The following is a 21,287-nucleotide window of genomic DNA, read 5'->3' on the forward strand; positions in this document are numbered from 1 at the left end:
ACTGCGCACCGTAATCGAGCCTTGACGGCTTCCGCCGACGTCGACAGGATGGGGGCCCGCAGCAGGGAGGGAATGAGGAAGCGTGGGCCAGGCCGACCTACCGATGGTGGAGCAGTTCAGGTGCTGGATCCTCCCCGATAGCGGCTCGGGGACAGCAGACCGGAGGGCCTTCTTCTCGGATTCCCTTGTCGTACTCGACACCAATGTGCTGCTCAGCCTGTACGAGTACAACCCTGGTGTGCGGAACCAGGTCATTGCGGCGCTGGAACAGATTTCCGACCGCCTCTGGCTCCCCTACCGAGTCGGGCAGGAGTTCGTCCGAGGCCGTCGCCGCGTGATCGTCGAGCGCGCAAAGGAGCTCAGCGGAGCGGCTGCGGCCATCGACCGCCACCTCCAGCAGGCTTATCAGGCGGTTCTCAACGCCAGCGAGCACGTGAAGAGCCTGCTGATGAAGTACGCCAACGACGATGCCTCCCAGACGGGCCTGGATGAGGCGATCAACGAGGCGGCGGTAAAGAACCTGCTGAGCGACTGGCAGAACCTGCTGAAGGAGCATGTCAAGCAACTGAAGTCCGGCCATGATCTAAAGCCTGCTGCTATCAAATCGGACGATCCCGTCCTGCCGAAGGTAGCCGCACTCTTCGGTGACCGCATCGCCCCACCCACCGAATACCGGATGGTGCGGCAGTGGCTTGACGAGGCGCTTTCCTTCCGTTTCCCGAACCGGATTCCGCCGGGATTCGCTGACCAAGGAAAGGGGACGCCGCTAGACCAGGTCGGCGACTACTTCATCTGGGCGGAAATTCTGGAAAAGGCGGCTGCGCCCGAGGTGGAACGGGTCCTGTTCGTGTCGGCTGACACGAAAGACGACTGGTATCAGAAGCTCGACGACGGCGGGAAGCGGCCGTGGCCGCAGCTCTTCGACGAGCTGCGCCAACGTACGGGCGCGGAACTGCTCGTTGAGCAGCCGCGGCAGTTCTTCCAGGGCATCGAGGAGTTCCTTGCGCCGAAACTGGAGCTCAGCAATGCCACGTACGACGAGATCGACCGCGCGGCGGAGGCGGTGGCGCAGCGGAGTGCGGAAGAGCGCCCCGCAGTGACGGATGACAATGCCCACATCGTCACGCCGCCGGACGGTCTGGCCCTGGAGGCGTACCGGGCCGCCGGGCTCACGACGCGCACGGCGCGACAGCTCGCGGAGTCGGACCGGCGCCGTCACTTCCAGTGGTGGCTGATCGGTGTGACCGCTGAGCTCGGGTACCGCGATCCTGCCGATGACGAGCCCCCTGTGGACCTCTACGCGGCGGTCCGGTCCGAGGTCAGGCCCGCTCCGGAGTGGTACCCGGGGTCGGCGCTAGCACAAGGCGAGTGGCCGTACCGGAGCGACACCTGGGTCGCCCCCTGGTTCATCCAGCTGGTGCGTGACGTCGGCGAGACCGACCGTCTCCCGCTGCAGCGGCTGGCTGCGCGCCAGGTCCAGCCAAAGGCCTGACCGCGGGTACCCGCCCGGACCGTCCGCCGCAGATCACTACGCTGACGGTGCGAGCCCACCATTTGAAACTTGGACACGGAGCCGACCAGAAGATGGCGCACAAACTGCTCGACATCACCCCCAACCCCAAGGTGCTCGTGGCGCTCACGCGCACCCCGATCCTCCCGATCGATGCGCTCAGCGAGCTCATCGACAACGCCATCGACTCGTTCCGTGCAGCAGCCACTGCAGGCGTCCCTTCATCGGTCCGCCAGGTGATCATCGAGGTCCCGGGGCCGGCCGAGGTCGCTCGGGGCGAAGGGATGATCCGTGTCCGTGATACCGGACCGGGCCTTACTGAGGAGCAGATCGCCGATTCCATGCGGGCCGGCTATACCTCGAAGAACCATTTCGACACCCTCGGCCTGTTCGGGATGGGCTTCAACATCGCCACTGGGAAGCTCGGCCGTATCACCCGGGTAATCTCCGCGCGCGAGGAGGACGACCACGCGGTCCAGGTCACTCTCGACTTGCCCGAGCTCATGCAGTCCCAGAAGTTCTCTGCGGCAGCCGAGCAGATCGAGAAGCCGGAGGGCCTGCGCCACGGGACCGTCGTCGAGATCCGGGGCTGGTGGCCCGACGGGGACGCCAACAGCGGCTTCATCCGGGAACTCGCGAAGATGCCGAAGAAGACGCTGCGTAGTCGGCTCGGGCGACGGTATGCCACTCTGCTGAGGCCGGATGCGGCCAACCCGGTGGTGATCACTGTGAACAACGAGCGCTGCCATGCCTTCGAGCACTGCGTGTGGTCGCACGAGCGCTTCGTCGAGCGGAAGGCCCATGGCAAGATCCCCGCCAGGATCGGCTTCGACCAGGTGATCAGCCGTGCGCGGCGCTGTCTTCACGACGGCACCGACTTTGGCGAGGACGGCGCTTGCCCGCGGTGCGGCGGGACGGAGAGCCGGGAAATAAACCACCGGGTGCACGGCTGGGTGGGCATCCAGCGATACGACGACCAGAACGACTTCGGGATCGACCTGATCCGCAATGGGCGGGCTATCCGTCAGGCGGAGAAGGCGACGTTCTTCGAGTTCTCCGACGAGTCCACCGGGCGTGCCGAGCGCGAGTACCCGGTGGACCAGCAGTACGGCCGGATTGTCGGCGAGGTCCACCTCGACCAGGTTCCGGTGGACTTCCAGAAGCAGCACTTCCAGCAGGCCTCCGATGAGTGGCAGGAGGCTATCCGGTTCCTCCGCGGAGGTTCGCTGCTGCCGAACAACTGGACCGACGGCGAGGTGAACAACTCGCCGGTATCGCTGCTCTTCCAGGGCTACCGTAAGGTGCGCAACTTCGGCCGCGGCGATATGTACATGGGCAAGTACAACCCCGCCAAGGGCAAGGCCGATCGGATCCCCCGGAGTGTCGAGGAGGAGTACTACCGGCGTTTCCTCAACCGTGAGCCCGGCTACTTCGACGACGCGAAGTGGTGGGAGCTCGTCGAAACGGCCGGGGAGCCGCCGATCCAGGTGCTTCCCGAATGCCCGGAGTGCGGCTTCCAGAACACGCCGACAGCTGAGGAGTGCGGGGGCTGCGGCGAGGTGCTCGACGGGAAGCCGTGCCTGGATGCCGGGTGTGGCAAGAAGATCTTGCGCTCCGCGACAGCGTGCCCGCACTGCGGCACGTCCCAGGTGCTCAAGGTACAGCTGCCGTGGAAGTGCACCTTCTGCGCGCAGGAGAACAAGGCGGGGGCGGAGCGCTGCGAGGTGTGCGGTCACGTCAAGGACGCACCTCACCCGGCCAGCCCTGAGGCGCTGGCCGGAGCGTCCGCGAATGCCGAGGAGCTCAGCGCGGACCAGCTGGCCGTCGTGCTGGCGGACGGGAAGTCGAGCAGCCCGCTGGACGTCCGGGTGCGGACTACCCACCGTCCGATCCTGCCCGCCTTCGGACAGGCTGCCGTCCCGCTCGTCACCAGCGCGGATACCCGGCAGATCACCCTCTACATCGACCCGACCCACGCGGTGTTCACGGAGATGGGGCTGCGGCCGGAGTACCTGATTGCGACCGAAGTGGCCCAGTTCCTCCACTCTCTCCACCGCAATCTCCAGAGTCGGCCCGGGCACACCGCCGCCGTGCTCACGGCGGAGGTCCTCAAAAAGGGGTGGGGTGACGCGGTCACGGACAGCGCAGACAGTGTCCGGAGTGACATCAAGTCGCTGTTCGACCAGATCACCGAGCGAATCCTCCGGGCACCGCACGCAGACCGCTTCTACGACGAGCTCGACGATTCCCAGCAGCTAGCGCTTGCTGATTCCATGATCAAGTCTGGGGCTGAACTCACGGAGCTCGGGCGGCTCAAGGCGACTGGCGGTTACCTCCGCTACTGCGACCGCGAGACGGTCACCGCCTTCTTCGCTCGGCATGCTGAGGGCTGGTTCGACGGCCTGGTCTGGGAGGACCCGTGGCCCAGTGAGAGCGTGGCCGGCCCGGTGATCGCCCGGAAGCTGCAGGAGGACCTCCGCGTCAAGTACCTGCGTTGCCTTGAGGACTGCGCTTCGTACCTCCGCTATGACCAGCCGGAACGGCTCATCGTCGTCCGCGCGCGGGCGGCCGTCGACTTCTTGGTCGGGAAGCTCGTATGACCCAGCGCATCGTCACCGACCTCAACCTGGCCGGGACCGGCTGGCAGTCCTTCGAACGGACTGTGCAACGCCTCATCATGGCCCGCGGCTACTCGGGGGTCCAGCTCGCCGGGGCCTCTGGCGACGGCGGAGCCGACGTGATCGGCAGCCTCAACGGGCGGCGCTGGCTGTTCCAGATGAAGCGCTGGCGCTCGCCCGTCGGCCCCGAGGTCATCGCGCAGACCGTCGACGCCTGTCGGCGCTACGACGCGGATATCCCCGTCGTCGTCAGCTTGAACGGATTCGAGGCTTCGGTCAGGGCCCAGCAGGAACAGCTCGCGGCTAGAGGCATCCCCCTGCAGCTGTGGGACCGGCGTACCCTGCAGAAGCAGGCGGAGCGCGTTCCGGAGGCCCCGCCGGCGCTGCAGGACCCGGACCGGTTCCGGCTCCGCCCGTACCAGGAGCGGGCCGTCGACGGACTCATGGACGAGCTGGTGAACGGTGCGCGAAGCGCACTCATTGTTCTCGCCACGGGGCTCGGCAAGACTTTCGTGGCCGCCGAGTTCCACCGGCGCGCCCGGGCCCTGCGGCCCAGAGCGAGGACGCTGGTCCTTGCGCACCGAAACGAGCTCGTCTACCAGCTTGAGCGCGCGTTCTGGCCGTTGCTCCCCGCATCGGCGGCCACCGGCGTGTGGAACGGCTACGAGCGTCCGGACAAGGATGCGCTCAACGACCTGGATGTGGTGTTCGCCTGCGTGGACAGTGTCGCAACCGCTGTCAAGGCGGGACGCGAACTCCCCGAGTTCGGCTTGGTCGTGGTCGACGAGTGCCACCACCTCGGGACCACCGCCTACGACGCGGTGCTCGGCGAGCTGTCGGCCGCCGACGGTGGAGCGTTCCTCCTAGGGATGACTGCGACGCCCTGGCGGCCCGACGGGAAGTCCCTGGGCACCTGGTTCGACTTCCCCGTCGTGGACATCGACATGGTGCGCGGACTCCGTGAGGGGTATCTGGCAAACGTCGACTACCGGATGTTCACCGACAACATCGACTGGGATGCACTGGCAGCCGGGCTCGCCGAGACCGCCCCCGCGCTCACTCCCCGGGGGATCAACCGCACCGTCTTCATCGACGAGTGGGACGACGCAGTCGTCGACCGACTCGCCGAGGCCTGGGGCGATCAGAAGAACCCGCGGGGCATCGTCTTCTGTGGAACCATCGACCACGCCGAGCGGATGGTGGGACGGATCAACGCGCTCGGGTTCACCAGCGCCGAGGTGATCGCCTCCCGGACGGCGCAGGGCAAGGCCGTGGACGCGGCCACCCGGAACCGCATCCTCTGGGACTTCGCGGACGGTCGCACAGGAATCCTGTGCGCCGTGGATGTCCTGAACGAGGGTGTGGACGTGCCGGACGTCAACATTGTCGTCTTCCAACGCGTCACCCACAGTCGCCGAATCTTCGTCCAGCAGCTCGGCCGCGGACTCCGCCTGGCCGCCGGCAAGGAGAAGGTGGTCGTACTGGACTTCGTCTCCGACATCCGTCGTTTCGCCGCAGGACTGAGCCTTCAGGACTCGCTTGCTACCCGGGGCGCCCGCGACCCGCGGGTGAGGATCGGCAGCCAGGTCAGGTTCATGCGGGCCAACCGTGCGGATCAGGAGGGCGAGCAGTTCCTCCGTGAATGGCTCGACGACCTCGAGGCGGTCGAGGACGCCGGTGAGGATGTGCACATCCTCCGATACCCACCCGACAGCTCGATCACGGCTGCGGCCAAACGATAGGACTTGTGACTGTGCCTGACCACGACACCAGCCCCGTCAGCGACTGGCACCGGCTCAAGCCGGACACCGAATACGCCGTGGAGGAGGTCCTCAATCAACTGAGGGGCGACCAGGCTGATCCGCAGGACCTCCTGGATGCCTACCTGTACGCGAAGCGCCTGCTGGCGGAATCCATGCAAGCCCTCGTGCGTACCAACTTGCCCGCGGCGTGCGACGCATTCGGGGATCTTCGCGCACAGCTCGCCGACCGGATGGCCTCGGAGTACGGGGAACGTATTCCTGCACGCTACCTGACGGTGCCCTACGGCAGCCGCACGCATGAGGAGCTGTTCGCAATTCTCCTTGGACGGTTCACGAAGCCTGTGAGCGCGGCGTTCCTGCGCGTGGTGACCAGGGACTCCGTCCACACCGAGCGTCGGACGCGCGAACTGCGGGAGCTGGGCCTCGACATCGTCACGGGCCGCGAGGGCGGTAGCGATGTCTACACCCTGAGGTCGCTCGAGCTCGATACGTCGATGATCCCCACGATCATCACGAACAACCTCCGGGACAAGAAAGCATCTGAGCACGAGAAGAGGGCGGTCCTGGCCGTGTTGTCGGGAGTGGACGACTGACCTATTGCGGGTGCTGCGGGCGGATTCCGGGGTGGCGGTGATCACCTTCCGGGCCGGGGCTGGGGGTGAAAGGGCAGGTCGGGGGCTCGGGTGGGGACGGTCGGGGAGGGACCGGCGGTCGGGGCGCGAGCGGGCGAAGCTACCATGTGGGCAACACCCTCAGCTCGAAAGATGGACTTGTGACTGTCAACGACGACGTGTTCACGGACTGGAAGAACCGCGAGGAGATCGCGGAGTCGATGATCCCGATCATCGGGCGGCTGCACCGGGAGCGGGACGTCACCGTCCTGTGCCACAGCCGTTCCCTGGTGAACAAGTCGGTGGTCAGCATCCTCAAGACGCACCGCTTCGCCCGGCAGATAGCCGGCGAGGAGCTCTCGGTCACCGAGACGATGCCGTTCCTGGAGGCCCTGACCGCCCTCGACCTCGGCCCCTCGCAGATCGACCTCGGCATGCTCGCCGCGACGTACAAGGCGGACGACCGCGGCCTGTCGGTGGCGGAGTTCACCGCCCAGGCCGTCGTCGGCGCCACCGGCGAGAACAAGCTGGAGCGCCGGTCCGGGCAGGACGTCGTGCTGTACGGGTTCGGCCGCATCGGCCGGCTGGTCGCCCGGCTGCTGGTCGAGAAGGCCTCGGCCAACGGCCTGCGGCTGAAGGCCATCGTCGTGCGCAACAGCGGCGGCGACGACCTGGTCAAGCGCGCCTCGCTGCTGCGCCGTGACTCCATCCACGGCCAGTTCCAGGGCACGATCACCGTCGACGAGGCGAACAACAAGATCATCGCCAACGGCAACGAGATCAAGGTGATCTACTCCGACGACCCGACCAAGGTCGACTACACGGAGTACGGGATCAAGGACGCGATCCTGATCGACAACACCGGTCGCTGGCGCGACCGCGAGGGCCTGTCGAAGCACCTGCGCCCCGGTATCGCCAAGGTCGTGCTGACCGCGCCGGGCAAGGGCGACGTCCCGAACATCGTGCACGGCGTGAACCACGACACGATCAAGCCGGACGAGCAGATCCTGTCCTGCGCCTCCTGCACCACCAACGCCATCGTCCCGCCGCTGAAGGCGATGGAGGACGAGTACGGCGTGATCCGCGGCCACGTGGAGACCGTCCACTCGTTCACCAACGACCAGAACCTGCTGGACAACTACCACAAGGCCGACCGTCGCGGCCGTTCGGCGCCGCTGAACATGGTGATCACCGAGACCGGTGCCGCCTCGGCCGTCGCCAAGGCCCTGCCGGACCTCGAGGCGAAGATCACCGGCAGCTCGATCCGCGTCCCGGTGCCGGACGTCTCCATCGCGATCCTCAACCTCCAGCTGAAGCGGGAGACCAACCGCGAGGACGTCCTGGAGTATCTGCGGAACGTCTCGCTGACCTCGCCGCTGAAGCGCCAGATCGACTTCATCGACTCGCCCGACGCCGTCTCCAGCGACTTCATCGGCTCGCGCCACGCCTCGATCGTGGACGCCGGCGCGACGAAGGTCGACGGCGACAACGCGATCCTCTACCTGTGGTACGACAACGAGTTCGGCTACTCGTGCCAGGTGATCCGGGTCGTCCAGTACATCTCGGGCGTCGAGTACCCGACCTTCCCGGTCCCGGCGGTCTGATCCACCGGTAGGGCGGGACGGCCGAGCAGTACGGCGGGGCGGTGACCGGTCGGTCACCGCCCCGCCGGCGTTCCGACGGCTCCCGGGGGCGGTACCGTGCGGTGGGGCGGGCGGAGCGGGCTGCGCGCGGTGGAAGGGGTGGGCGGTGGACGGGTGGCCGACGGTCGAGCTGGACCCGGTGCGGCGGCTGCGGGTGCTGGCGGCGGCCGGGGCCGGGCGTCCGCTGTTCGCCGAGCGGCGGCTCGCGGCCGGGTTCGACGCGGTGTGGTCGGTCGCCGGGGACCTGTCCGGCGAACTGCCCGGGTTGGTCAGCGGGTTGCGCTCCTTCGAGGTGGGGCCAGCCAGGGGTGGCGAGCCCGGCGGGGACGGCCGACTGGAGGGCGTCGCGGTGAGCGTCGTCGGTCACCGGGAGCGGTTCGAGATCGTGCTGCGCAGCGGCTGGTGCCTGATGCAGAGCCGGGTGCTGCTGGGCGGGATGGCGGCCGTGCCGGATGGGGACGGGACGCGCTTCGCGCTGCTCGGCAGTCTGCGGGTGGCGGGCGCCGGGCCGGTGCAGCACCTCTTCGGCGGGCTCACCGAGCGGCGCGGCGAGGTGCTGCTGGACCGGCTGGAGCGGCGGGTCGCCGAGCGGTCACGGGCGCGGCAGTAGCCGCCGTACGGCGTCGGCCACCGCCTCGGGCCGCTCGTGCGGCAGGTAGTGGCCGCAGCCGGGCAGGACCTCGGCGCGCAGGTCGTCGGCGGGGACGCCGACCGGGGAGAGCAGGGACGGGCGGATCACCGGGTCCCGGTCGCCGCCGAGCAGCAGGGTCGGGACGGTGAGGCGGCGCCCGCGGTACCCGCCGAGCGCCAGGCGCGGAATGTCCCGGACGACGAACCCCCAGTGCAGCCGCTCGGCGGCGCGCGCCGCCTCGGGGGTGCTGCCCGCGTCCATGTACTCGGCCAACTCCTCGTCGGACCAAGGGTGTTCGGTGCTGGTGGCGCGCCGCAGCAGGTGGCCGAGCAGCCCGGGGCGGTGGCGGACGACGCGGCGGCCGATGCCCGGGTACTCCAGCAGGGCGGTGTACCAGAACCGCCAGGCCGTACCGAGCAGGGCGCGCTGCCGCGGCCAGGGGTGGGCCATGTTGAGCGCGAGGAGGCCGGTGAACCGGTCGGGCGCGCGCAGCGCCAGCTCGAAGCCCGTCCAGGCGCCCCAGTCGTGGCCGACCAGGCCCACCCGCGGCAGGCCGAGCCGGTCGAGGGCGGCGAGCACTAGGCGGGCGCGGTCGTCGGTGGTGTGGCCGTGGCGCGGTGCCTCGGACCAGCCGAAGCCGGGCAGGTCCAGGCAGAGCAGCCGGAACTCGCCGTCGAGCAGCGGGATGACCTGCCGCCAGGCGTACCAGTGCTGGGGGAAGCCGTGCAGGAGCAGCAGCGGGACGCCGTCCTCGGCGCCGGCCTCGGCGAGGTGGAGGCGGACGCCGTCGGCGTCGAGGTGCTGGTGGCGCACGCCGGGCAGCTCGGGAAGCGGGCGGGAGCGGGGGTGGGGGCCGGGTCGGGTCATCGGGAGGTCCTCTCCTGGGTGTGGTCTCAGAAGAGGAGAGGGCGGGGAAGGCCGCCGCAATCCCGGGGCGGCGGATGTTTTCCCGGCTCAGCGGTGCTCGGTGCCCCAGGCGGCGCGGAAGCCGTGCCGGGCGCGGAAGAGTCGTGAACGGACGGTTCCCAACGGCAGTTCGAGGATCTCGGCCACGGACCTCTCGTCCAGGCCCTCGACGTGGCGCAGGGTCAGGACGGCCCGGTGGCCGGGTGGGAGGCGCTCCAGGACGTCCCGGATGTCGGCGGCCAACTCGGGGTCGTGGCCGTCCGGTTGGTCGGCGACCGCGCCGGGCCGGGGGTGCCGGCGGGTGGCGAACCGGACGGCCTCGCGGGCGGCGATCGCCCGGGCCCAGCCGAACAGGGCCTCGGGGGCCCTGAGTTGGCGCAGGCTGCGGACGATCGCGATCATCGCCTCCTGGGCGGCGTCCGGCGCGTCCTGCAGGGCGATCGGGGCGCAGACCCGGCCGACGTACGGCATCAGCAAGCCGAGCACCTCGTCCAGAGCCAGCGCGTCGCCCCGCTGCGCGGCGCGGACCAACGCGCCCAGATCCGGTCCTCGTTCGTCCGCGCCCGTCATGTCGCTGTCGCCCCCCGTCGGCGGTCCTCGCCCCCCAGGGGACGGTACTGGACGGGGGCCCGGGGCCCGGCGGTGGGTGGGGGCGGAGCTGCGGCTATCTTGAGGGGTCACTGACAGGACTGGGGAAGGTGACGGGGATGGGTGGTCGGCGGGTGCTCGCCGCGGTGGCGGTGGCCGGGGTACTGACGGGCGTGCTGGCCGGGTGCTCCTCCGGGGGGTCGAAGAACGCCGGCGGGGCGGCTGCTCCCGCCTCGTCCGCGGCGAGTCCGGCGGCCGCGGCGCCGACGGCCGCGGGGACGGCCGCGGCCCCCGCGACCGCCCCCGCGCCGGCCGACGCCTCCGGGGCGGGTTCGGCGACCGGCTCCGCTCCCGCCCCGGCGTCGGCCCCGGCCGCCGCGGAGGCGCCGCGCGGGGACCTGGAGGCGGCGCTGCTGGACGACAAGGTGGTCGGGCAGGTGCTGCCGGACGCCAGGGCGATGGCCGGGTGGGAGGAGGAGAAGCGCCGGGTCGACACCGCCGACCACAAGGTCACCTGTGCCGGTGCCGCCGCGGCCTCCTGCGCCGGCAAGCCGCTCAGCGGCTCGGTCCGGTTCTCCTCGGGGGACGTGGTCGTCCGCTTCCTGGTGGACACCCTGCCCAGCCGGGACGCGGCGGCGCAGCGGCTGAAGGAGAGCTACGCCTCGTACTCCGCCGGGCCGTTCAGGAAGGTCGACACCCCGGCGCTGGGCAGCGAGAGCCAGGCCTTCCAGGGGCCGCTGGCCGAGGGTGAGGGCGTCGGCATCGTGGTGCGCTCGGGCACCGTGGTGGCGAGCGTGACCAGTGAGGGCGGCCCGGTGGACCTGTCGGCGACGCGGAGGTTCGCGGTGATGCTGGTCAAGCGGATCGAGCAGGCGCAGGCGGGGCGGACGCCGGACGCCGGGCTCGGCGTGGCCTGAGGGGCTGCCGGCGGGGCGGCGCGTCGGCGCGTCGGCGGGGCGGGCCTCCTCCCCGGTGTTCGAATCGGGCCGACCCCGGCCGAGCCGGGTCGGCGTGCCCTCGCCGCCCCGCCACCGCCTCCTCCCCGGGCGGTCGGGGCGCTGGGCTGCGCAAACGGATGTCAGTCGACCGTGATATGTACCTATCCCATGGCCGCCGTTCGGCCATGCGGAAGATGCCGATGACGTTCGAGGGGGCCAGACATGCCGCTGTTCCGACGCCGCTCCGGCGGGGAGGGCGAGCAGGACCGGGCCGGGCGGCGCGGGTTCGGGCTCGGCTTCGGCCGGCGGGGCTCCGGATCGCCCGCGGCGGCCGGTGCCGCCGAGCCGCGGCTCGACCCGGCGTACGGGGACGAGTCGGTGCGCCTGGCGCTCCGGCAGGCCGCCGACGGGGACTGGGCCGCGCTGCGGCCCGCGCTGGCCGCAGCCGAGGGCGAGGACCTGACCTTCCTCGCCGGGACGATCTCCCACGTGCCCCGGGTCGAGCAGTGGACGTCCCGGGCGCTGGCCGACACCCCGGAGGACACGCTGCTGCTGTTGCTGTCAGGCGCCCGGCACGTCGCCTGGGCCTGGGAGGCCAGGACGGGCGCCCGGGCCAAGGACGTCACCGAGGAGCGGTGGAAGGTGTTCCACGAGCGGCTGGAGGTCGCCGAGGAACAACTGCTGGAGGTGGCCGAGCGCGAGCCGTCCTGGCACGCCCCTTGGCGGTTCCTGCAGACCAGCGCCCGCGGGGCCTCGCTCGGCCCGGACGTCGCCACCTGCCGCTTCGAGGCCGCGGTGCGCCGGGCCCCCGGGAACGCCGGCTCGCACTGGGACCGGCTGCAGCAGCTGAGCGCGAAGTGGGGCGGTTCGCACGAGGAGATGCACGCGTTCGCCCGCTCGGTGATGCTCGCCGCCCCGGAGGGCAGCCGCCTCGGCGAGCTGGTCGCGGTCGCGCACCTGGAACACTGGCTGGCCCTCCCGGACGGCGAGGACCGCGCGTACCTGACCAGCCCGGCCGTGGTGGGCGGGCTCCAGGAGGCGGCCTTCCGGTCCGTCCTACACCCGGACTTCACGCCGGTGCGCGGCTGGCAGGACTCCTTCAACGCCTTCGCGATGGCCTTCTCCCTCGCCGACCAGCCGAAGACGGCCCGCCTGCTCTTCGACGCGTTGGACGGCTTCGTGACCGAGGCGCCCTGGAACTACCTGGCGGGCGGCCCGGTCAAGGCCTTCCGCTCCCACCGCGACCGCTGCGCCCACCCCTGGCGCTGAGCCGTACCGGCCCGGCGGCACACAACCCCCGCCACCGCCATCCACCCGCGACCGAAAGAGCCTCCGGTGTCCCCTACCGACAACCCGACGAGTGCGCACACCTTCCAGGTGGACCTGCGCGGCCTGGTGGACCTGCTCTCCCACCACCTCTACTCCAGCCCGCGGGTCTACCTGCGCGAGCTGCTGCAGAACGCCGTGGACGCGATCTCCGCCCGCCGCGCCCTCGACCCCGGGGCGCCGGCCGCGATCACCGTCCGGGCCGGCGACGGGCTGTCCGTCACCGACACCGGCATCGGCCTGACCGAGAAGGACGTCCACACCTTCCTCGCCACCATCGGCCGCAGCTCCAAGCGCGACGCCGACGGCCGGCTGGACGGCGCCGGGCTGGCCCGGGCCCGCGGCGACTTCATCGGCCAGTTCGGCATCGGCCTGCTCGCCTGCTTCGTGGTCGCCGACGAGATCACCGTGGTCACCCGCTCCGCCGCCACCCCGGACGCCCCGGCCATCGAGTGGCGCGGCAGCTCCGACGGCAGCTACACCATCCGCACCCTGCCCGCCTCGGCCAAGCCGGAGCCGGGCACCACCGTCACGCTGGCCCCGCGCGCCGACGCCGCCGAGTGGACCGGCCCCGGCCGGGTGCTCACCCTCGCCCGGGACTTCGGCAGCCTGCTGCGCCACGACGTCACCGTGGTCGACGCGGGCGGCACCGAGCACCGGGTCAACCGCACCCCGCCGTGGGCCGAGCGCCACGCCTCCCCGCCGGCCAGGCGCGACGCGCTCGCCGAGTACTGCCGCGCCGCCTTCGACTTCACCCCGCTCGACACCATCGAGCTGGACCTGCCGCTGGTCGGCCTGCGCGGCGTCGCGTACGTCCTGCCGGACGCCGCCCCGCCCTCGCGCCGCAACGGCCACCGGGTGCACCTCAAGGGCATGCTGCTCTCCGACCAGGCCGACGAACTGCTGCCGGACTGGGCCTTCTTCGTCCGCTGCGTGGTCGACACCGACGGGCTGCGCCCCACCGCCTCCCGCGAGGGCCTGTACGCCGACGAGACGCTGGCCGCCGTCCGGGACGCGCTCGGCGCCCGGATCCGCGACTGGCTGACCGGCCTGTCCGCGAGCGACCCGGCGCTGCTGCACCGCTTCCTGTCCGTCCACCACCTGGCCGTCAAGGAACTCGCCCGCTACGACGACGAGTTGCTGCGGATGATGCTGCCCTGGCTGCCATTCGAGACCACCGACGGCAACGTCACCCTGGACGAGTTCGCCCGCAGCCACCCGGTGGTGCTGGTCACCCGGACGGTCGAGGAGTTCCGCCAGGTCGCCCCGATCGCCGGCGCCGCCGGGCTCGGCGTGGTCAACGGCGGCTACACCTACGACCGCGACCTGGTGCACCGGCTGCCCGAGATCCGCCCCGGCGTCTCGGTCTCCGACCTCGACCCGGGCACCGTCACCGCTCACCTGGACACCGTCGACCCGGCCGCCGAGCTGGCCGCCAACGCCTTCCTGGCGATCGCCCGCGAGGTGGTCGGCCGGTTCGACTGCGACGTCGCGCTGCGCAGCTTCCACCCGACCAGCGCGCCCGCCCTGCTGCTCGACAACCGGGAGGCCCGGCACGAGCGCACCCGGGCCCGACTCGCCGACGAGGCCGACGGGTTGTGGGCGGACATCCTGGGCTCACTGCGCGCCGAGGTGCCCCGCGCCCAGCTGGTGCTCAACCACCTCAACCCGCTGGTGCGGCGCGCCGCCGGGATCACCAGCCGCGAGCTGGCCGTGACCGCCGTCGAGGCGCTGTACGGGCAGGCCGTGCTGATGACCCGTCGACCGCTCAAGGCCAGCGAGTCCGCCCTGCTCAACCGCTCGTTCATCAGCCTGCTCGACCACGCGATGCTCGGGCACGAGGCGGCCGGCCCGGGCCACGACGCTTCGAAGGAGGCGTGATGCTGGACACCCCCGACGCGGTGATGGCCGCGCTGCGCGAGAACGACGCCCGCCCGTACGGCCGCACCAGGACCGTCACCGCCGAGGAACTCGTCGACGCCGCCGAGCAGTTCGAGGACACCGCGGTCCGCGCGATGGCCCTGCTGGAGCTGATGGAGGCCTACGAGTACGACGGCGAGCGCAGCAAGAGCCCGGTGGTCTTCGCCCGGGTCCTCAGACTCTGGGACACCGACCCGGACGGCTTCGGCGACTGGGCCCGGCACCAGGTGCTCTGGCGCTTCAAGTGGGTCGCCGACGCGCTCAAGGACACCCCGGACGTCCCGCTCGCGGCGATCCGGCGCTGGCACACCGAACTGCGCGACCGCTACCGCGCGGCCGGCCACGACCTCCAGCCGTACTACGCCCAGCGCTACCACCTGGCCGCGCAGACCGGCATCGACGTACAGGACGCCTACGAGCTCTGGGCGGCCCGCCCGCGCTCCGAACTGAGCGACTGCCACGCCTGCGAGACCCGCGCCCGCGCCCAGCACTTCCTCGCCGCCGGGGACGACGCCCGGGCGCTGGAGGTGCTCGCGCCGGTGCTGGACGGGCGCAGCGGCTGCGAGCAGGAGCCGTACCTCAGCCAGGCCACCGCGCTGCTCGCGCAGCTGCGCCAGGGCCGGCTGGACGAGGCCCGCTCCGGCCACCTCGCCGGCTACCGCTACGCCCGCGGCAAGGCGGCGATGCTGGACGCCGTCGGCCTGCACATCGAGTTCTGCGCGCTCTCGGGCAACGAGCCGCGCGGCCTGGAGCTGCTCGCCGAGAACCGCGACCTGTTCGCGGTCACCGGCGAACCCGCCGCCCGGCTGGCCTTCCTGACCGGCGTCGAGGTGCTGGTCGGCCGGCTCGCCCGGGCCGGCCACGGCGACCTCGCGGTCAGCGGCCCGGCCGGCACCGCCTGGACGGTGGACTCCCTGCTCGCCCACGTGCGTACCGAGGGCGACGCGCTGGCGGCCCGCTTCGACGCCCGCAACGGCACCGACGCGGTCGGCGCCGCACGGCGGGCCCGGCTGGCCGTGGAGCCGCCGCTCGCCGAGCCGCTGGCGCTGGGCGTGCGGGCCGTCGCCGCGCCCGAGCTGTCCGCCGCCCCGGCCGTCGCGCCCGCGCCGCGCCGGACGGTCGAGCCGGAGCCGGAGGACTTCACGGCCCTGGTGCTGCGGGCCCGCGAGCTGGAGGTCCTCGGGCACCCGGACGCCGACCGGCTGTGGCAGCGGGTCGCCGAGCGGGCCGGGGCCGCGGACTTCGTCCACCCGGAGAACGCCGAGCTGGGCGGCCCCGAACGGCTGCGCGCCGAACTCGCCGAGCAGCGCGCCCACGAGGCGCTCCAGCGGGACGCGTACGCCGAGGGCAGGGCCGGGCTGCTGGCCGCCGCCGAGCTGTTCGAGCAGGCGGGGCTGGCCGGGCCGGCGCTGATGTGCCGTACCCGGACTCTGATCGCGGACCTGGACGACGGCGACGGGGACTCCTCGGACGGCTCGGACGGGAAGGACCGTGAGGACGGCGACCGCGTTGACCGCGTCGACCCCGTCGGCCGGCAGGCCGACTGGCCGGCGCTCGACGCCGCGCTCGCCCGGGCCGAGGAGCTGCGCGCCGGCGGTGAACTGACCGACGACGACTACCTGATCGTGCTCCAGACCCGCGCCTACGCCGCCCACCACGACCTGGTCGAGGCGCTGCCCGAGCCCGCCGCCGAGGTGGCCGCGCGCTTCGAGGAGGCGGTCGGCGCCTACCGGCGGACGGCCGTGGAGCTCGGCTCCGAGCGGCGGGCCGCCACCTCCCGGCAGTACACCGCCGACGCCGCCGCCCGGCAGGGCCGGATGGCCGAGGCGGAGGCCGAACTGCGCGAGGTGCTGGCCCGGTTGGACGCCGCCGAGCTGACCTGGCACACCCCGCGGGTGCTCGGCCTGCTGGGCCAGGTGCTGCTGCAGAGCGGTGAGCCGGGCCAGGCGGTCGAGGTGTTCCACCGGGCGCTGGCCGAGGCCGTGCGCTGGGGCGACGTCTCCTACCCGTACGCGCCGACGTACATGATGCTCGGCCACTCCTGCCTCCAGGCGGGCGATCCCGGCGGTGCGGTGCGCGCGCTGTCGGAGGCGGCCGCGCGCTATGACCGCAAGGGCGCGGAGGCGGTCGAGGAGGCCGCCCAGGTGCGGCTGCAACTGGCCGACGTGCTGCGGGACACCGGCCGGGCGGCGGACGCGGTGGCCGTGCTGGAGTCGGTGCTGCTGGACGCGTCGGCGGCCCGGCTGGACGTCCGGATGCTCGCCCAGACCCGGCTGGACCTCGCCCGGGGACTGGTCGAGCTGGAGGAGTACCGGGACGCCGCCGAGGAGTACCTGCGGCTGGCCGACGCGGTGGCCGGCTGGGAGGACCAGACGACCCACACCATGGTCGCCTGCGAGGCCACCCTGGCGCTCGCCCGGGCCGACCGCTGGGACACCGCCGAGGCGGCGCTGGCCCGCGCCCGCGAGGCGCACGGCAAGGCCCCGCAGGTGGACCAACTGGCCGCCACCCTGCGGGAGCTGGCCCGGCTGACGATGCGGGCGCAGGGCGAGGAGGGGCTGGCCGCCGCGCTCGCCCGGCTGGCCGAGGCGGACGCGGTCGGCGAGGCCGCCGAGCGGGCCGGCGAGGAGTACAACTCCTGGTACCTGCGCGGCGGTTCGCACTACGAGCGGGCGCGCTCGCTGGCCGTCGCCGGGCGGCACGAGGAGGCGCTGGCCGAGGTCGAGCGGGCCATCCCGGAGTACGAGGCGGGCGGCGAGCGGGCCGAGTCGCCGCGGGCGGAGTCCGTCCGGCTGGCCGCGCTGATCGAGGGCAGCGACCTCGGCCGCACCGAGGCGGCGGTGGCCCGGTTGACCGCCGGCATCGCGCGCTGCGAGGCGGCGGGCCTGCCGGAGGCGGCGGAGGTGCTGGCGGAGCTGCGGGAGCGGTTCACCGCGGCGTGAGCCGCGCCGTGTCCGCGCGCGGGGGTGCCTCGGGCGCCCCCGCGCGCCTCGGGTGTGCCGCGGACCCGGTGGGACGAGTTCCCTCGCGGCGGGACGGGCAGGGCCTAGAGTTGACGGGTGGCCAAGGAGAACACGAACCGTGTGGACGGGCGGGTGCGCGCCGGAGCCGTCGTTCAGGCGCACACCATCGAGCAGCTGAACCTGACCCAGCAGGCGCCGCCCGCGGTCCCCTGGCAGTTGCCGCCCGAGCTGCCCTACTTCGCCGACCGGGCCGGTGAGCAGGAGCGGGTCATCGTCGCCACCTCCGAGGCTCCGGCGGCCGGCGGCCCGCTGGTGTTCACCCTCATCGGCATGGGTGGCATCGGCAAGACCGCCCTCGGCTTCCAGCTCGCCCGCTCCCTGCGCAGGCTCGGCCGCTGCCCGGACGGCATCCTCCACCTCGACCTGGACGACCTGCGGCGCGAGGGTGCCGTCGACCCCGCCGACGCCCTCGGCGAGCTGACCCTCGGCCTCGACCCCGACGCCGTGCTGCCGCCCGGCTACGCCGACCGGCGCCGCCGCTACTGGACCGCCAGTCAGGACAAGCGCCTGGTCCTCGTCCTGGACAACGCCCGCACCGGCGCGGAGGTGCTGCCACTGCTGCCCTCCTCGGCCGGCGGCATCGTCATCGTCACCAGCCGCGGCTCCCTCCACGACCTCGACACCGCCCGCGCGGTCGAACTGCCGCTCGGCCCGCTCGACGGCGAGGACGCCACCGGTCTGCTGCGTGCCACCGTCTCGGACCCCCGGCTCGCCGCCGACCCCGAGGCCGCCGCCGAACTCGCCCGCCGCTGCGCCGGGTTGCCCGCCGCGCTGCACGTCGCCGGGCGCTGGCTGCGCCGCTACCGCCACCGCGAACTGCGGCGGCTCATCGACGAGTTGACCGTCGAGCTGGACCGGGAGGGAGTGCCCGTGGTGGAGGCCGTCTGGGACGCCGCGTACGCGAGCCTGAGCCCTGGTGCGGCCCGGCTGTACCGGCTGCTGCCGCAGCACCCCGGGCCGGTGGTCACGGTCGGTGCCGCCGCCGCGCTGCTGGGCGGCGGCGCGGGCGACGCCGAGGACGCGCTGGAGGAACTGGACTCGGCGGGGCTGCTGCTCCCGCGGCCGGACGGGCGGGGGCTGCACGACCTGGTCCGCGGGCACGCGTCGCGGCGGGCGGCGGGCGGCGCCGAGGACGTCCCGGCCGCCCGGCGACGGCTGGTCCGCTGGTACCGCCGGCAGGCCGCCCGCGCGGACCTGGTCGCGGCCGGGCCCCGACTGGTGGTGGCCCGGCCGGCCGCTGAGGAGCCGGGGCTCGCGGAGGCGCCCGACGTGCCGTTCGCCTCCGCGCACGAGGCCCTGCACTGGTTGGAGCGCGAGCACCTCGCCCTGTACGGCTGCGTGCGGATCGCGTACGAGGACCACCTGGACGCCGACGCCGTCGCCCTGTGCGAACCGCTCTGGACGCACTTCCTCGATCACCAGCACTACACCGACGTGATCGACGCCTTCGGCCTCGGCGTCGCCGGTGCCGACCGCTCCGAGGACCCGCTCGCCGTCGTCCGGATGCGCTGCCAGCTCGCCCGCCCGCTCTGGGAGCAGCGCCGCTACGCGGAGGCCGCCGAGGCGTTGCGGGTCGCCGTGAACCGGGCGGAGTTGCTCGGCGGCACCGAGCTGGAGCGCAAACTCCGTGCCTCCGCCGTCGAGTTCCGCGGCAAGCTGGCCTCCGTCCAGGGCGACTGGGCCGCCGCCGTGCCCGACTTCGAGGCGGCCAGGACCGAGCACCTCGCCATCGGCAACACCTACGGGGCGATGCTCCAGACCTACCTGCTCGGCCGCGCCGCCCTCGCCCTCGGCGACCCGGGCCGTGCCGCCGCGCTGCTCACCGAGGCGCACCGGGTCGCCGCCGACCTCGGCCGCGAGCGCATGGTCTCCCGCACCGCCTTCGAACTCGCCGCCGCCCTGCGCGCCGCCGACCGGACGGACGAGGCCGCACCGCTGTACCGGACAGCCCTCGCCGGCGCCCGGGCGCGGAAGTCGGCCGCCGACGAACTGCGGGTCCTGGACGCCCTGGCGGACTTCCACCAGGAGCTCGGCGAGGACGCCGCGGCGGCCGGCTACCGGGCGGAGGCGGACCGCCTGCGGGGGTGACGGCGGCCCGGTGGGCGGTCGGCGGCACCGGTGGGCGCGTCGGCCGAGGGGCGGCGACCGGGGCCGAGCCGGTCAGACCGGGAACTCGGCCTCGGCCTCGGTGGCGGGTGCCAGCTGAACGCGGTGGGCCGTGCTGCCGAAGCGGGCGGTCAGGCTGGTGGGGAGCGTGTCCAGGGCGTCCGGGTGGGCGGCGAGCCAGGCGTGTACGGCGGACAGGGCGGCGGCCGGGTCGGTGCGGCGGACGCGCCCGCCGGAGCGGTCGGGGGCGACGCGGACGGCGACTGGGGCGCCGCCGTCGCGGCGCAGCAGGGCGGCGGTGGGGGACAGGACCACCGCGGCCGTGCGGCAGTTCGGGTACTCCTCGAAGACCTCGGCCGTCCAGTCGGCGGCGGTCCGGCACTCGTGGTGCCAACCGGTCGCCGCCGCCGGGGCACCGGCGCGGTGGTAGAGCAGGGCGGAGCTCCGGAGCGCGCGGGTGCCGGCCCGGCCGGACTCGGCGGCGAGGTGGTGGAACGGCAGCTCCGTCCAGGGCGGGAGCCGCTCGACGGCGACCTCCCCGCCGGCCACCGACGCCCGGACGGCGAACGCGGCCGGAGCGTACGGGGCGCGTTCGGGCAGCGGAAGCGGGCGCGGCCGTACGGGGTACGGCGGGGGGACGAGGTCGAGCAGCTTGTACAGCTCCGGCCGCAGTGTCTCCAGGCAGCGCCCGGTGAGTGCGAAGGCCTGCTCGGCGAACCGGCGGGTGTCACCCGGGCGCTCCGGCAGGACCGGCGCCGCCGGGTCCAGGTGCGGTACGGCGGCCAGCAGGCGGGCCATCGGGCTGTCGGGGACCAGTTCGTCCGCGCCGTCGCAGGCCGCCACCACCGGCAGGTCCAGGGCGGCGGCGTAGAGCGCCACCGAGCCGTGGTCGGTGACCAGCACGTCCGCCGCGAGCAGCAGCGCCGCCCACTCCTCGTACGGTGCCGCGAGCAGCAGGCCCGCGTCCAGCGCGGGACGCAGCCGCCGGGCCAGGTCGAAGGCGCCGGTCCGGCTGTACTCGTTGGGATGGACGATCAGCGCCAGCTGGTACCCGTCGTACGGCAGCCGGGCGGCGAGCTCGGCGGGCAGGTCGGGGCGGCGGGAGAGCAGCGACTGCGGGCCCCAGGTGGAGGAGAGCACCACCAGCCGCCGACCGCCGGTGCCGAGCGCGGAACGGACGGCCGCGCGACGGCCCAGGGACTCCAGGATCCGGTCGAGCGTCGGGTCCCCGGCGACGATGGCGTGCCGCCGGGCGTCGGGTAGCCGGGAGGCCAGCCGTTCGACCTGGTCGGGGTGGGCGAGGGCGTGCAGGGCGGCGGTGGGGCGGCCGTCGCTGAGCAGGAACGCCGGGTCGAGGCCGGAGGGGAGCTCCGGCGAGCCCTCCCGGGCCAGCGCCTTGCCGAAGCCCGCGCCGTGCGGGAGCAGCACCTGCCGGCCGTGCAGGCCGTCGAGCGCGCCCTTGGGGCTGGCGGTGAGGATCAGGTCGTGCGCGGCGGTGAGGGCCTCGGACCACGGGATGGTGCGGGCCCCGGCGGCGTCCACGGCCGCGAGCGCGTCGGTGGCGAAGTCGGAGCCGGGCACCAGGGTGAAGCGGCAGCGGACCCGGTCGTCACCCTCGAAGACGGGCAGCAGGTCGAGCAGCCGGTGCAGTGCGGTGGCCGAGCGTACGGCGAACAGCACCTCGGCGCGGGAGTCCGGGGTACG

General features: G+C 72.9%; 14 protein-coding genes. 11 read left to right on the top strand and 3 right to left on the bottom strand.

The window, feature by feature from the left end:
- The first annotated feature begins 82 nt into the window (after positions 1 to 82).
- The 6 genes from ACZ7RU_RS21445 to ACZ7RU_RS21470 all read left to right on the top strand — a co-directional run bounded on the left by ACZ7RU_RS21445 (position 83) and on the right by ACZ7RU_RS21470 (position 8,755).
- A complete protein-coding gene (locus ACZ7RU_RS21445; RefSeq protein ID WP_470342521.1) occupies positions 83 to 1,492 on the top strand; it encodes a PIN-like domain-containing protein in 1,410 nt (469 codons plus the stop codon).
- 92 nt (positions 1,493 to 1,584) lie between these two features.
- The gene (locus ACZ7RU_RS21450) at positions 1,585 to 4,110 is read left to right on the top strand and encodes an ATP-binding protein (protein ID WP_470342522.1); all 2,526 of its coding nucleotides are present in this window, start codon (positions 1,585 to 1,587) and stop codon (positions 4,108 to 4,110) included.
- Complete coding sequence (locus ACZ7RU_RS21455; RefSeq protein ID WP_470342523.1) at positions 4,107 to 5,870, top strand: DEAD/DEAH box helicase family protein; 1,764 nt, start codon at positions 4,107 to 4,109, stop codon at positions 5,868 to 5,870. Before ACZ7RU_RS21450 ends, ACZ7RU_RS21455 begins: the two co-directional genes overlap by 4 nt.
- Positions 5,871 to 5,875: 5 nt before the next feature.
- The gene (locus tag ACZ7RU_RS21460; RefSeq protein WP_470342524.1) at positions 5,876 to 6,484 is read left to right on the top strand and encodes a hypothetical protein; all 609 of its coding nucleotides are present in this window, start codon (positions 5,876 to 5,878) and stop codon (positions 6,482 to 6,484) included.
- A 179-nt stretch (positions 6,485 to 6,663) separates the two neighbouring features.
- Positions 6,664 to 8,106: a glyceraldehyde-3-phosphate dehydrogenase gene (locus tag ACZ7RU_RS21465; protein ID WP_387758669.1), complete on the top strand. Its 1,443-nt coding sequence runs from the start codon at positions 6,664 to 6,666 to the stop codon at positions 8,104 to 8,106.
- 145 nt (positions 8,107 to 8,251) lie between these two features.
- Positions 8,252 to 8,755, top strand: coding sequence for a hypothetical protein (locus tag ACZ7RU_RS21470; RefSeq protein WP_470342525.1), 504 nt, complete (start codon positions 8,252 to 8,254; stop codon positions 8,753 to 8,755).
- Here ACZ7RU_RS21470 and ACZ7RU_RS21475 read toward each other — a convergent pair.
- Positions 8,738 to 9,643 carry an alpha/beta fold hydrolase gene (locus ACZ7RU_RS21475; protein WP_470342526.1) on the bottom strand — a complete coding sequence of 302 codons (906 nt, stop codon included), beginning with the start codon at positions 9,641 to 9,643 and terminating at the stop codon, positions 8,738 to 8,740. The two genes, ACZ7RU_RS21470 and ACZ7RU_RS21475, sit on opposite strands and share 18 nt — an antisense overlap.
- An 87-nt stretch (positions 9,644 to 9,730) precedes the next feature.
- Complete coding sequence (locus ACZ7RU_RS21480) at positions 9,731 to 10,252, bottom strand: RNA polymerase sigma factor (RefSeq protein WP_470342527.1); 522 nt, start codon at positions 10,250 to 10,252, stop codon at positions 9,731 to 9,733.
- 137 nt (positions 10,253 to 10,389) lie between these two features.
- Here ACZ7RU_RS21480 and ACZ7RU_RS21485 point away from each other — a divergent pair, with 137 nt between their 5' ends.
- The 5 genes from ACZ7RU_RS21485 (at position 10,390) to ACZ7RU_RS21505 (ending at position 19,565) form a co-directional block, all read left to right on the top strand.
- A complete protein-coding gene (locus tag ACZ7RU_RS21485; RefSeq protein WP_470342528.1) occupies positions 10,390 to 11,187 on the top strand; it encodes a hypothetical protein in 798 nt (265 codons plus the stop codon).
- Positions 11,188 to 11,430: 243 nt separating this feature from the next.
- Entirely contained in the window at positions 11,431 to 12,477 is a 1,047-nt protein-coding gene (locus tag ACZ7RU_RS21490) for a hypothetical protein (RefSeq protein ID WP_470342529.1), read from the top strand.
- 66 nt (positions 12,478 to 12,543) lie between these two features.
- Positions 12,544 to 14,415, top strand: a complete 1,872-nt coding sequence (locus ACZ7RU_RS21495; protein WP_470342530.1) for an HSP90 family protein — start codon at positions 12,544 to 12,546, stop codon at positions 14,413 to 14,415.
- Positions 14,415 to 17,396 carry a hypothetical protein gene (locus ACZ7RU_RS21500; RefSeq protein WP_470342531.1) on the top strand — a complete coding sequence of 994 codons (2,982 nt, stop codon included), beginning with the start codon at positions 14,415 to 14,417 and terminating at the stop codon, positions 17,394 to 17,396. The genes ACZ7RU_RS21495 and ACZ7RU_RS21500 overlap by 1 nt, the downstream gene beginning before the upstream one ends.
- A gap of 117 nt (positions 17,397 to 17,513) precedes the next feature.
- Complete coding sequence (locus ACZ7RU_RS21505; RefSeq protein ID WP_470342532.1) at positions 17,514 to 19,565, top strand: hypothetical protein; 2,052 nt, start codon at positions 17,514 to 17,516, stop codon at positions 19,563 to 19,565.
- A 72-nt stretch (positions 19,566 to 19,637) separates the two neighbouring features.
- Here the strand turns inward: ACZ7RU_RS21505 and ACZ7RU_RS21510 are convergent, their stop codons facing one another.
- Positions 19,638 to 21,263 (bottom strand): translation initiation factor 2, encoded by a 1,626-nt coding sequence (locus tag ACZ7RU_RS21510; RefSeq protein ID WP_470342533.1) that lies wholly within the window; start codon positions 21,261 to 21,263, stop codon positions 19,638 to 19,640.
- Positions 21,264 to 21,287: the final 24 nt, after the last annotated feature.

This window comes from Kitasatospora sp. NPDC114501 (genome assembly GCF_055633695.1).

Excerpts from the sequence above, each read along its gene's own strand:
- ACZ7RU_RS21450 (WP_470342522.1), top strand. The coding sequence starts at position 1,585 with ATGGCGCACAAACTGCTCGACATCACCCCCAACCCCAAGGTGCTCGTG.
- ACZ7RU_RS21455 (WP_470342523.1), top strand. The coding sequence starts at position 4,107 with ATGACCCAGCGCATCGTCACCGACCTCAACCTGGCCGGGACCGGCTGG.
- ACZ7RU_RS21475 (WP_470342526.1), bottom strand. The coding sequence starts at position 9,643 with ATGACCCGACCCGGCCCCCACCCCCGCTCCCGCCCGCTTCCCGAGCTG.
- ACZ7RU_RS21480 (WP_470342527.1), bottom strand. The coding sequence starts at position 10,252 with ATGACGGGCGCGGACGAACGAGGACCGGATCTGGGCGCGTTGGTCCGC.
- ACZ7RU_RS21485 (WP_470342528.1), top strand. The coding sequence starts at position 10,390 with ATGGGTGGTCGGCGGGTGCTCGCCGCGGTGGCGGTGGCCGGGGTACTG.
- ACZ7RU_RS21490 (WP_470342529.1), top strand. The coding sequence starts at position 11,431 with ATGCCGCTGTTCCGACGCCGCTCCGGCGGGGAGGGCGAGCAGGACCGG.
- ACZ7RU_RS21500 (WP_470342531.1), top strand. The coding sequence starts at position 14,415 with ATGCTGGACACCCCCGACGCGGTGATGGCCGCGCTGCGCGAGAACGAC.